Genomic DNA, 12,347 nt, shown 5'->3' with positions numbered 1-12,347 from the left:
CTGCCACACTTCACCCACCAGCCGCTGCGCCTTGATCCGGGTCAACGCGTCCAGGGCACCGAACGGCTCGTCCCTGCCGCTCTGCTGCTCCCCCTCGCTCTGCTGCTGACGGCGTGCGGCGGGAACTCGGCCGCGAGCACCTCGACCGACACCGACGGCAGCGGCTCGGTGACGCTGCGGGTCGGCGATCAGAAGGGCGGCTCCGAAGCCGTGCTGCGGGCCGCCGGTGAGCTGAAGAACCTGGACTACAAGATCAAGTGGTCCACGTTCACCTCCGGGCCGCCCCTGTTGGAGGCCGTCAACGCCGAGGCGGTCGACATCGGCGGCGTCGGCAACACCCCGCCGGTCTTCGCCGCAGGCGCCGGTTCGAAGATCACCGTCGTCTCCGCCTGGCACGGCACCTCCAAGGGCGACACCATCCTCGTCCCGAACGACTCGAAGCTGACCTCGCCCCGGCAGCTCAAGGGCAGGTCCGTGGCGGTCGCCCAGGGCTCGTCCGCCCACTACCAGCTCGTCGCCTCCCTGAAGCAGGCGGGCCTCACCCTCGGCGACATCGACGTCAAGTACCTTCAGCCGGCCGACGCGCTGGCCGCGTTCACGAGCGGCAAGGTGGACGCGTGGGCGGTGTGGGACCCGTACACCTCGCAGGTGCTGGAGGCGAAGCGGGGCCGGGTCCTGACCACCGGTGACGGCATCACCAACGGGCTCAGCTTCCAGGTCGCGTCGCCGAGCGCACTGAAGGACGCCAAGAAGGCAGCGGTGGTCAAGGACTATCTGGAGCGGCTGCGGCGCGCGCAGGACTGGGTGTACACGCACCCGGAGAAGTGGGCGGAGGTGTGGGCCAAGGACACCGGGCTGCCGTACGAGGTGGCTCTGGCCGCCGTGAAGCGGACCTACGCCACCCGGGTCGCCGTCGCCGTCGACGAGCCGCTGATCGCGTCCGAGCAGCAGATCGCCGACACCTTCGCCGAGCTGAAACTGATCCCGAAGAAGGTCGAGTTCAAGTCCTTCGTCGACACCCGCTTCAACGGCAGCCTGCCGCCCTCCACCTCCACGCCCCGTCCCTCGAAGGAGTCCTGAGATGACTGTCCGCCTCCACTGGTTCCTGCCCACCGGCGGCGACGGCCGCACCCTCGTCGACCGGCACGCGTACGGCCCCAATGAGCGCGGTGCCCTCAGCGGGGTCCGGGCGCCCGACATCACCTATCTGGCGCAGATCGCGAAGGCCGCCGAACAGCTGGGCTTCGAGGCCGTGCTGACACCGACCGGCACCTGGTGCGAGGACGCCTGGCTGACGACGGTGGCGCTCGCGCAGCACACCGAGCAGCTGAAGTTCCTCGTCGCCTTCCGGCCCGGGCTGCTCTCGCCGACGCTGGCCGCGCAGATGGCGTCCACCTATCAGCGGCTCACGCGGGGCCGGCTGCTGCTGAACGTGGTCACCGGCGGTGACTCCTCGGAGCAGCGGCGCTTCGGCGACCGGCTCGACCACGACCAGCGGTACGCGCGCACCGACGAGTTCCTGTCGGTCGTACGCGGTGTGTGGGAGGGCGAACCGTACGACTTCGACGGCGTCCACTACCAGGTCGAGGGCGGGCTGACCGCTCTGCCGCCGGACCCGGTGCCGCCCCTGTTCTTCGGCGGGTCGTCGCCGGCCGCCGGGCCGGTCGCGGCGCGGCACGCGGACGTCTATCTGACGTGGGGCGAGCCGCCCGCCCAGGTGCGGGAGAAGATCGACTGGATCCGTGGGCTGGCCGAACGCGAGGGCCGTACCGTGCGCTTCGGGGTCCGGCTGCACACCGTCTCCCGTGACTCGTCCGCCGAGGCCTGGGCGGTGGCGAACCGGCTCCTCGACGATCTGGACGCGGACACCGTCGCGGCGGCGCAGGCGGCGCTCGGGCGCAGCGAGTCGGTGGGGCAGCAGCGGATGCTGGCCCTGCACGGCGGTTCGCGGGACTCTCTGGAGATCTACCCGAATCTGTGGGCGGGTGTCGGGCTGGTCCGCGGTGGTGCGGGCACGGCGCTGGTCGGCAGCCACGCGGAGGTCGCCGACCGGATCGAGGAGTATCACGCGCTGGGTGTGGAGCATTTCGTGCTGTCCGGCTATCCGCATCTGGAGGAGGCGTACTGGTTCGGCGAGGGGGTGATCCCCGAGCTGGCGGCGCGAGGGCTGCTCACTCCGGGGGCGGCTCCGGCGGCGCCGGCCCGGTCGCCGCTGGTGGTGGCCGGCGGGCGCTGATCCGCCCGCGCCGATGTGCGCTCTGCGGGCTCTCGCGGGGCTCTGTGTGCTCTGTCGTGCGGGGGTGGCGGGAAGATCCGCCACCCCCGCACGGTTAGTGGAAACGTGAACCACACCGAGGTCGTCGTCATCGGCGCCGGGCAGGCCGGTCTGTCCAGCGCCTATCATCTGCGGCGCGCCGGCTACGAGCCGGGCAGCGGTTTCGTCGTGTTCGACCACTCTCCCGGGCCGGGCGGCGCCTGGCAGTTCCGGTGGCCTTCGCTGACGTACGGCAAGGTGCACGGGATGCACTCGCTGCCGGGCATGGAACTGACCGACGCCGACCCGGAGCGGCCTTCGGCGGAGGTGATCTCCGCGTACTTCGACCGGTACGAGCGGACCTTCGACCTGCGTGTACGGCGCCCTGTGGATGTGCGTGCCGTGCGGGAGGGGCCGCAGGGGCGGCTGCTGGTGGAGACGTCGGCCGGTGTGTGGTCGGCGCGCGCCCTGGTGAACGCGACCGGCACCTGGGACCGGCCGTTCTGGCCGCGCTACCCGGGTCAGGAGACGTTCCGGGGGCGGCAGCTGCACACGGCGCAGTACCCCGGGCCCGAGGCGTTCGCCGGGCAGCGGGTGGTCGTGGTGGGCGGCGGTGCCTCCGGCACGCAGCATCTGCTGGAGATCGCCCCGTACGCGACGGCCACGACGTGGGTCACCCGGCGTCCGCCCGTGTTCCGTGACGGCCCGTTCGACGAGGACGCCGGGCGGGCGGCGGTGGCGCTCGTGGAGGAACGGGTCCGGCAGGGGCTGCCGCCGCGCAGTGTCGTGTCGGTGACCGGGCTGCCGCTCGATGACGCGGTCCGTCAGGGCATCGCGGACGGTGTCCTCGACCGGCTGCCCATGTTCGACCGGGTCGTGCCCGACGGTGTCGTCTGGGACGACGGGCGGCACGTCGAGGCCGACGTCATTCTGTGGGCGACCGGGTTCCGGGCCGCCCTGGACCATCTGGCGCCGCTGCGGCTGCGGGAGCCGGGCGGCGGCATCCGGGTGGAGGGCACACGCGTGGTGGCCGACCCGCGCGTCCACCTCGTCGGGTACGGCCCGTCGGCGAGCACAATCGGCGCCAACCGCGCCGGACGCGCGGCCGTGCGGGACATCCGCAAGCTGTCGGCCGGCGAACGGGCGGCTCCGGTGGCGGCCTGACGCCGGCAGCCGGCTCACGGCCGCCGCGTACGCGGATCACGGGCTGCGGGGCCGGCTGCCGTGCGTCAGCTCCCCTTGTTGCCGCTGCCACGTTGCAGCCGGTTGAACTCGGCCACGTTGCGCAGGTGTTCGGCGTAGTCGGCGGTGAAGCGGGTGTCGCCGGGTTTGACGGTGACGAAGTACAGCCAGTCCCCGGGTGTCGGCTCGATCGCGGCGCGCATCGCCTCCTCGCCGGGGTTGCCGATCGGCGTGGGCGGAAGGCCCATCCGCTGGTACGAGTTGTAGGGGCTGTCGATACGGGTGTCGCTGTCCGTCGTGCGCAATGTCGAACGGTTGAGCGCGTAGTTGAGGGTGGAGTCCATCTGGAGCGGCATGCCGCGCTCCAGTCTGTTGAACACGACTCGAGCCACCTTGCCCATGTCGGCCTTGGTCGCCGCTTCCGCCTGGACGATGCTGGCGATGGTGACGGCCTGGTAGACGTTCATGGCGTTGCGCTGCGCACCGGCCGCGACGGGCGCGCCGTTGAACTTCTTGTTCGCCGTGTCGACCATGGCCGACAGCAGTTGTTCCGGTGTCGACTTGTCGTTGAGCGGATATGTCGCCGGGAACAGATAGCCCTCCGGGTTGCCCTCTGCGTCCCTCGGGAGTTTCAGACCGGCTTTGGACACCGACTTCTGGGCCGTCCCCGGGGGGAGTTCCAGGGCCTTGTCCACGGCGGCGTACACCTGACGGGCCCGCCACCCTTCGGGGATCACCAGCGAGGCGGGTTCGCTGTCGCCCCCGCCGCCCAGCGTCGCCAGCGGCACCGCCACGGCCGTGCCGGCCAGGACGGCTCCGGTCGCGACGAGGACGATACGGCCCCGGCGCGTCAGTCGAATCGTGCTCCGTGGCGGAGTGTTCGTGTGCATGCGGGCACGGTAACGCCCCTACCTCTCATATCATCACAATCCAGGCATGAATCGGCATATGTTCATCTTGTCGGCTCCAGTCGTGCGTCTCTGCGGACCAGTTCCGCGTACCGCCCGTCGAGGGCCAGCAGCTTCTCGTGCGTGCCGCGTTCGACCACCCGCCCCGCGTCGAGGACGACGATCTGGTCCGCGTCGCGGACCGTGGACAGCCGGTGGGCGATGGTGAGCGTGGTGCGGTCGGCCGACAGCGCGTCCACGGCTTTCTGCACGGCCGCCTCGGTGCGTGTGTCCAGGGCGCTGGTGGCCTCGTCGAGGATGAGCACCGGCGGGTCGCGCAGGATGGTGCGGGCGATGGCAAGGCGCTGTTTCTCTCCGCCGGAGAAGCGGTGTCCGCGCTCGCCGACGACGGTGTCGTACCCGTCGGGCAGGGCGGCGATGTGGTCGTGGATCTGCGCCGCCCGCGCCGCCGCGTGCAGTTCCTCGTCGGTGGCGTCGGGTTTGGCGAAGCGGAGGTTGTCGGCGACGGAGGCGTGGAAGAGGTACGTCTCCTGCGAGACGACGCCCACCGCACGGGCCAGGGTGTCGAAGTCCAGGTCGCGCACATCGACGCCGTCGAGGGTGACCCGGCCGCCCGTGACGTCGTACAGCCGTGGCACCAGACAGCCGAGGGTGGATTTGCCCGCGCCGGTGGAACCGACGACGGCGAGGCTGCTGCCGGCGGGGACGGTGATGTCGATGCCGTCGAGGACGGGCCGCTGCCGGGCGGTGTCGCTCTCGGCGCCCTTGGCGTCGTCGACGCCCTCGGAGTGCTGGGCGTCTTCGCCGCTCGCGGCGTCGTAGTGGAAGGTGACGCCCTCGAAGCGGACTTCGCCTTTGACCTGGTCCAGGTGGACGGGGTCGTCCCGCTCGGTGATGTCGACGGGCAGGTCGAGGTATTCGAAGATGCGTTGGAACAGCGCGAGCGACGTCTGGATCTGCACGCCCGTCGCCAGCAGGCTGACGGTGGGCCGGAAGAGTCCCTGCTGGAGCGAGACGAAGGCGACGACCGTGCCGATGGAGACGTCCGGTCCGCCGAAATGGAGGGTCATGCCGGCCGTCCAGTAGATGACGGCGGGCATCGCGGCCATGACGATCGTGATGACGGCCATCCGCCAGCGGCCCGCCATGCTGGCGCGGACCTCCAGGTCCACCAGGCGCTCGGACTCCTCGGCGAAGGACCGGGTGAGCGAGTCGGAGCGGCCCATGGTGCGGCCCAGCAGGATGCCGCTGACCGACAGGGACTCGGTGACCGTGGCCGCCATGGCGGCCATCTGTTTCTGCCGTTGTGTGGTGATCTTCCTGCGCTCGTTGCCGACGCGGCGGCTGATCCAGACGAAGACCGGCAGCAGAAGCAGCGAGACGGCGGTCAGCCGCCAGTCCAGGGCCAGCATCGCCACGACGGTGGCGACGACGCTGGTGAAGTTGGACACCAGCGAGGTGGCGGTGGACGTGACGGTGGCCTGCATCCCGCCGATGTCGTTGGCGATGCGGGACTGCACCTCGCCGGTGCGGGTGCGGGTGAAGAACGCCAGCGACATCCGCTGCAACCGTCCGTAGACGGCGGTGCGCAGGTCGTGCATGACGCGCTGGCCGACGGTGGTGGAGATCAGCGTCTGCAGCACTCCGAAGACGCTGGTGAGGACGGCGCCGAGGATCATCCCGAGGGCGAGCAGGCCGAGCAGGCCGGTGCGGCCCTCGGGGATGGCGACGTCCAGGATCTCCTTCAACAGGAACGGCGTGGCGACGGAGACCAGGGACGAGGCGCCGACCAGCAGGCCCACGACGGCCAGCCGGCCGCGGTAGGGACGGAAGAGCGCGAGGATGCGGCGGACCTGCCGCGGCTGCTCCGCCGCACCGGGGGGCGGCGTCCAGGTGATGTCACGATCGGGGTGCATGGGCTCCTACGGGAGTGAGAGACGGGATCCGGTCGGGGCACGGGGGCCGCCACCGGCAGACGGACCATAGCTCATTGTTACCTATACTCACAATGAACGACGTCCTGATATTGTTCCCGCATGAGCACCCCCGATCCCGACGGCCTGCTCGCCGAGCAGCTCCTGCGCTTCACCCGCCGGGTCCACCGCATCCAGAAGCGGCAGCTGCACCAGCGCGAACTGGGCGTGACCCCGGCGCAGTCGCGACTGCTGCGCACCCTGGCCCACTACAGTGCGCCGCCCCGCATGGCCGATCTGGCCGAGCGGCTGGAGGTCGTGCCGCGGGCGGTGACGACCCTGGTCGACGGGCTGGAGGCGAGCGGCAAGGTGCGGCGGGTGCCCGACCCGACCAACCGCCGCGTGATCCGCATCGAACTGACCGACGACGGGCGCAGCATCCTCCGTGAGCTGCGCGACGCGCGCCGTGCCGCCGCCGAGGAGATCCTCGCCCCTCTCACCGAGGAACAGCGCAGGGTGCTGGGCGGCCTGCTGGACACACTGATCGACGGCACGCCCTCCGCGGAACACGGCTGCTGAATCCTTACGGCGCCGGCGCGGGGGCGGGGGCGGAGAGCCGGAGGGCCGGAGCGCTTTCGGGTGTGCTCCGGTGCGGGCGCGGACATCCGTACCCGCGTCCGCACCGGGGCATCGGGGCGTCCGCCTCGGCTCAGCAGCTTCGGCGGTCCCACACCAGCACATTGACCGGGGTGCTCCACGTGCCGTCGACGACGCTGCCGATGAGCATCTCGACGTCCTGCCGGTGACGGAAGGTGCCGCGCCGGTGTTCTGCCGGCGGTCGGCCGCGCTCGCAACGAGGCGCCGCGCAACCCGCCCCGAACCGGCCGCCCGCACGGCGCGTTCTACGCCTGGAGGTCCGCCTTGTCCCCCATCACCACGACCGGGTGCCCGGCCGGGTCGAGCGTGCGCAGCAGATACTCCATCGCCGCCTTGGAGACGCTGACGCAGGCCGACGTGCCGCTGCCGTGGTCCATGTGGATCCAGATGCTGCCGCCTTTGCTCTGTCCCAGCGGGCGGGTCGGGTCGTTGGGGGGTGTGCCCTTGACGCGGTTGTAGTCGATGGCGATGACGTAGTCGAAGTCGTGCCAGTGCGTCCGCGCCCAGGACCGCGGGGCGGCGAAGGATCCCGACTCGGTGTACGGCAGCTTCGCGCCGGGGTTCCGCAGTACCCCGCCCGCGTCGGTGAGCGTGAACACACCGACAGGACTGCGGTTGTCGCCCTCGTGATGGTCGAGCGTCCAGCCCTTCTTGCCGTTGTGGGCCGGCCAGCCGCGGGTGCGCTGCCAGACGGAACCCTTCCGTGTGTACAGCACGAGCGTGGCGTCCGCCGAGTCCCTGCCCTCGCCGTACACCGCCACCACCTGGCGCGAGTCGGCGGGGATACGCCGCTGGAAGCGGTCACCCACGCCGGGGACACGGGTGGGGTCCGCGCTCGCACCGGCCCTGGGGCGCGGGGTGGGGGCACCCGTGGCCGCACCCTGCCCCTTCGTCGCCGGACCTCCGCAAGCCGACAGCCCGCTCAGCAGCATCCCGCAGGCCGCCGCCACCCCCATCACACGCCGTACACCGCCGATCCGCATCGGTCCATGATGGCACCGCGTCAGGCGGCACATGCCCGAGGGACGCCGGCGGATCCGCCGGTCCGATCGACGGGTTCGGCCTCATGGAAAACCGTTTGATTTCGACCACGCATCAGAGCCAACCTGTCACGGTTTGCTGTCGCGCCCGATGCCGCGCGGCAAACCCACCACTGCACTCCCCCCGACCCGCTGCACTCCCCACCCCCCGACACGAGCCACTGGGACGTCATGCAGATCCAAGACCTTCCGTACCCCGACCCGGGTGTCCCCGACGCTCGCTCGGGCGCCCGTTTCCTGTGGTGGCTCGGCCGCAACCAGTTGGGAGGCCAGCTCAAGGCGCTGGTCTGGGGGCTGCTGCACTTCGTGGCCGTCTCCGCGCTGCCCTTCTGCGTCGGCTTCGCCGTCCAGGGCGTCGTCGACCGCTCCGGCGGACGGCTCGCCCTCGCCGGTGGGCTGCTCGCCCTGTGCGGAGCGGCGAGCGCCGTCGGTGACACCTTCCTGCACCGGGCCGCCGTCACCAACTGGATCACGGCCGCCGCCCGTGTGCAGCAACTTCTCGCCCACAAGGCGGCACGGCTCGGGTCCGCGCTGACCCGGCGTGTCGCGGCCGGCGAGGTGGTCGCCGTCTCCACGGGCGACGTGGAGAAGATCGGCTGGTTCGTCGAGGCGGTGTCCCGTTTCACCGCCGCCGCGCTCACCGTCGGCGTGGTCTGCGCGGGCCTCGTCGTCTACCAGCCGGCGCTCGGTGTCATCGTGGCCGTCGGGCTGCCGGTGGTCGCGCTCGCCGTGCTGCCGCTCCTGCCGCACGCCACACGGCGGGCCGACACCCAGCGGGAGAAGGGCGGCCGGGCCACCGAACTGGCCTCCGACACCGTGGCGGGACTGCGGGTGCTGCGCGGCATCGGCGGGGAGGAACTGTTCCTCGACCGCTACCGCCGCGCCTCCCAGGAGGTCCGCCGGGCAGCCGTGCACAGCGCCCGCATGTGGTCTCTGATCGCCTCCCTCCAGGTCCTGCTGCCGCGTCTGCTGCTCATCGCCGTCGTCTTCTACGGCGTCCGTCTGGCCCGCGAGGGACGGATCTCCGTCGGTGAACTCGTCACCGTGTACAGCTCCGTCGCGGTGCTGAGCTATCCGCTGCAGCACTTCCAGGAGATCGCCATGGCCTACTCCTTCTCCCGCCCGTCCGCGCAGCGGGCCGCACGGGTGCTGTCCCTGGAGCGGCACCCGTCCGAGGCGAAGACTGCGCAGACCGGAAGCACGGAGGCCGGCGAGGTGAAGGGCGGTGATCTGTACGACCCTGCCACCGGCTTGCTGGCCCCGGAGGGGCTGCTCACGGCGGTGGTGTGCGGCGACCCGGACGCGGCGGGCCGGCTCGCGGAGCGGCTCGGCGGGCACGCCTCCGAGGCCGGCCCGTCGGTGCTGCTCGGCGGTGTCGCCCTGGACGGCCTGCCGCTCGACGCCGCCCGCGCGGCCGTCCTGGTGCAGGACAAGGACCCGGTACTGCTCTCCGGTTCCCTGCGCGACCTGCTCGACGTGCCCTCCTCGGGTGCCGTCGCCGCGGCCGACGCCCTGGCCGCGGCCGGGTGCGAGGACGTGCTGGACACGCTGGTGCAGGGCTCGCTCGAGGGCGCGGACCCGCTGGACGCCCACATCACCGAGCGCGGCCGTTCCCTCTCCGGCGGCCAGCGGCAGCGCCTCGCGCTCGCCCGGTCACTGCTGACGGATCCGCAGGTGCTCGTCCTGGACGAGCCGACGTCCGCGGTGGACTCGCACACCGAGGCCCGTATCGCCGAAGGCGTCCGAGCGCTGCGGAACGGCCGCACCACCGTCGTGTTCACTTCGTCCCCGCTGCTGCTGGACCGCGCCGACCGTGTCGTCCTCGTCCACGACGGGCAGGTCGCCGCGGTCGGCGTCCACCGGGAACTGCTCGACACCGAGCCCCGGTACCGGGCGGTCGTGACCCGGGAGACGGAACCGGAGACGGTCGCGGCCTCGGAGAAGGAGCCGCGTCCTGGCGACGGACCGGGCGCGGAGGGAGAACCGCGTCCGGACGAGGGGCCGCGTGCGGGCCGGAACGGGCTCGCCGGGCCCCGGAAGATCGACGAACTGGCGCACATCGACGAACTGCGAGAGATCGGGGAGACCGCATGATCGCAGTGGCGCCACCGGCGTTCGACCCGGCCGCGCCGAAGACGGCGAGCACACTGCCCGTCGGCGCCCCGGCGACCGTACGCGCCTATGCGACGGAACTGCTGCGCCGGCACCGTCGTGCCTTCACCCTGCTCCTCGTCGTGAACACGGTGGCCGTGCTCGCCTCGATGGTCGGGCCGTGGCTGCTCGGCGACCTCGTCGAGCGTGTGTCGGACGACGTCGCCGACGTGCCGCTGGGGCGCATGGCGGCCCTGTTCCTGCTGGCCCTGGTCGTGCAGGCGGTCTTCGTCCGGCAGGTACGGCTGCGCGGGGCGGTGCTCGGCGAGCGGATGCTCGCCGACCTGCGCGAGGACTTCCTCGTCCGCTCGGTGGCGCTGCCGCCGGGCGTGCTGGAGCGGGCCGGCACGGGCGATCTGCTGTCCCGGATCACCACCGACATCGACCGGCTGTCCAACGCGATGCGCGAGGCGGTGCCGCAGCTGACGATCGGCGTGCTGTGGACGGTGCTGCTGCTCGGCGGACTCGTCGTCACCGCGCCGCCGCTGGCCCCCGCCGTGCTGCTGGCCGTGCCGGTGCTGGCGATCGGGCTGCGCTGGTACTTCCGTCGGGCACCGTCCGCCTACCGCTCGGAGGCCGCAGGGTACGCCGCGGTCGCCGCCGCCCTCGCCGAGACCGTCGACGCGGGACGCACCGTCGAGGCACACCGGCTGGGCGACCGCCGGATCGAGCTGTCCGAGCGCCGCATCCGGGAGTGGACCGCGTGGGAGCGGTACACGCTGTGGCTGCGCTCGGTGCTCTTCCCGGTGATCAACGCCGTGCATGTCACCGTGCTGGGCTCGGTGCTGATGATCGGCGGCGTGTTCGTGCTGCGGGGGTGGATCGGCGTGGGCCAGCTGACCACGGCCGCGCTGATCGCGCAGATGCTGGTCGACCCGGTCAACCTGATCCTGCGCTGGTACGACGAACTGCAGGTCGCGCAGGTGTCGCTGGCCCGGCTGGTCGGGGTCCGCGACATCGAGCCGGACGCCGGGGACCCCTCGCTGGCGCCCGGCGGGCGCGAGGTGCTGGCCGACCGGGTGCACTTCGGCTATCGCGACGGCGTGGACGTCCTGCGCCAGGTGTCCCTGGAGATCGCCCCGGGCACCCGGCTCGCCCTGGTCGGGCCGTCCGGGGCGGGCAAGTCCACACTGGGCCGGCTGCTCGCCGGCATCTACGGGCCGCGCACCGGCAAGGTGACCCTCGGGGGCGCCGAGCTGTCCCGCATGCCCGCCGAGCAGGTGCGCTCCCATGTGGCGCTGGTCAACCAGGAGCACCACGTCTTCGTGGGTTCCCTCCGCGACAACCTGCTCCTCGCCCGCGCCGACGCCACGGACGCCGAGCTGTGGGCCGCCCTGGGCGCGGTCGACGCCGACGACTGGGCGCGAGCCCTGGACGGGGGTCTGGACACCGAGGTCGGCTCCGGCGGACTCGCGCTGACCCCGGCGCAGGCCCAGCAGATCGCCCTCGCCCGTCTGGTGCTCGCCGATCCGCACACGCTCGTGCTGGACGAGGCGACCTCGCTGCTCGACCCGCGTGCGGCCCGCCACCTGGAGCGGTCCCTCGCCCGGGTCCTGGACGGGCGCACGGTGGTCGCCATCGCCCACCGGCTGCACACCGCGCACGACGCCGATGTCATCGCGGTCGTGGAGAACGGCCGTATCAGCGAGCTGGGCAGCCACGACGAGCTGGTCGCCGCCGACGGGGCGTACGCGGCGCTGTGGCGCTCCTGGCACGGGTGACCACGGGCCGGGACGGACCGGCGCGGTACGGGAACGCCGTACCGGTGGGCGGCGGACCGGTGCGGTGGCCGTGCTCCGGACGTCGGACGGCCCGGACGGCCCGACGGCGCTCACCGGTACGGCGGCGGACGTCCCGGCGGCGCTCACCGTCAGACCGGCGGACACCCCGGCCGTCGCCCCGGCGGCGCTCACCGGCGCCCCGGCAGGCACGCACGGTCCGGCGGCGGTCCCGGGTTGTCCGGCGGCGGTCCCGGGTTGTCCGGCGGTGATCCCGGGCGGTCCGCAGGCGATCCCGGGGTGTCCGCCCGGCGCGTCGTGTCCGCGTCCGAGGAGCGCCCGGCGCGGGTCCCCCGCCGACGGCCCCGGCCCGGCGGGATGCCGTGCCGTTGCGCGGTCCCGAAGCGGGGTGGAAGTCTGGGGGGAGGCACTGGTTCGGGGAACCCCCGGGCACCGCGCAGTGCGGTGACGGGTGTCGCCGGTGCCCTGAGCAGCGGCGGCCCGCCCCCGCCCACGGCGACACC

9 protein-coding genes are annotated in these 12,347 nt (G+C 72.4%); 6 read left to right on the top strand and 3 right to left on the bottom strand.

All coding sequences use genetic code 11. The annotated features are described in order from the left end of the window. The first annotated feature begins 81 nt into the window (after positions 1 to 81). The 3 genes from MTQ10_RS20645 (at position 82) to MTQ10_RS20635 (ending at position 3,418) form a co-directional block, all read left to right on the top strand. Positions 82 to 1,080, top strand: a complete 999-nt coding sequence (locus MTQ10_RS20645) for an ABC transporter substrate-binding protein (RefSeq protein WP_308404586.1) — start codon at positions 82 to 84, stop codon at positions 1,078 to 1,080. 1 nt (position 1,081) lies between these two features. Then, positions 1,082 to 2,236, top strand: a complete 1,155-nt coding sequence (locus MTQ10_RS20640; RefSeq protein WP_247470308.1) for an LLM class flavin-dependent oxidoreductase — start codon at positions 1,082 to 1,084, stop codon at positions 2,234 to 2,236. Between the two features lie 105 nt (positions 2,237 to 2,341). Next, positions 2,342 to 3,418, top strand: coding sequence for an NAD(P)-binding domain-containing protein (locus MTQ10_RS20635; protein ID WP_247470306.1), 1,077 nt, complete (start codon positions 2,342 to 2,344; stop codon positions 3,416 to 3,418). A 65-nt stretch (positions 3,419 to 3,483) separates the two neighbouring features. Here the strand turns inward: MTQ10_RS20635 and mltG are convergent, their stop codons facing one another. Together mltG and MTQ10_RS20625 are read right to left on the bottom strand one after the other, a co-directional pair. Continuing rightward, complete coding sequence (gene mltG / locus MTQ10_RS20630) at positions 3,484 to 4,326, bottom strand: endolytic transglycosylase MltG (protein WP_247470304.1); 843 nt, start codon at positions 4,324 to 4,326, stop codon at positions 3,484 to 3,486. Between the two features lie 62 nt (positions 4,327 to 4,388). After that, positions 4,389 to 6,260, bottom strand: coding sequence for an ABC transporter ATP-binding protein (locus MTQ10_RS20625; RefSeq protein ID WP_247470302.1), 1,872 nt, complete (start codon positions 6,258 to 6,260; stop codon positions 4,389 to 4,391). A 120-nt stretch (positions 6,261 to 6,380) separates the two neighbouring features. Here MTQ10_RS20625 and MTQ10_RS20620 point away from each other — a divergent pair, with 120 nt between their 5' ends. Continuing rightward, positions 6,381 to 6,836, top strand: a complete 456-nt coding sequence (locus MTQ10_RS20620; protein ID WP_247470300.1) for a MarR family winged helix-turn-helix transcriptional regulator — start codon at positions 6,381 to 6,383, stop codon at positions 6,834 to 6,836. 323 nt (positions 6,837 to 7,159) lie between these two features. Here the strand turns inward: MTQ10_RS20620 and MTQ10_RS20615 are convergent, their stop codons facing one another. Then, on the bottom strand, positions 7,160 to 7,897 hold the full coding sequence (locus MTQ10_RS20615) for a L,D-transpeptidase family protein (protein WP_247470298.1): 738 nt from the start codon (positions 7,895 to 7,897) through the stop codon (positions 7,160 to 7,162). A 228-nt stretch (positions 7,898 to 8,125) separates the two neighbouring features. On the opposite strand from MTQ10_RS20615, the gene MTQ10_RS20610 reads away from it, so the two are divergent. Beyond that, the gene (locus MTQ10_RS20610; protein WP_247470290.1) at positions 8,126 to 10,048 is read left to right on the top strand and encodes an ABC transporter transmembrane domain-containing protein; all 1,923 of its coding nucleotides are present in this window, start codon (positions 8,126 to 8,128) and stop codon (positions 10,046 to 10,048) included. After that, positions 10,045 to 11,826: an ABC transporter ATP-binding protein gene (locus MTQ10_RS20605; RefSeq protein ID WP_247470288.1), complete on the top strand. Its 1,782-nt coding sequence runs from the start codon at positions 10,045 to 10,047 to the stop codon at positions 11,824 to 11,826. The genes MTQ10_RS20610 and MTQ10_RS20605 overlap by 4 nt, the downstream gene beginning before the upstream one ends. Positions 11,827 to 12,347 lie beyond the last annotated feature (521 nt).

This window comes from Streptomyces sp. XM83C, assembly GCF_023072675.1.
GTDB lineage: Bacteria > Actinomycetota > Actinomycetes > Streptomycetales > Streptomycetaceae > Streptomyces > Streptomyces thermocoprophilus.
This window is presented reverse-complemented; position numbering and strand designations above follow the sequence as displayed.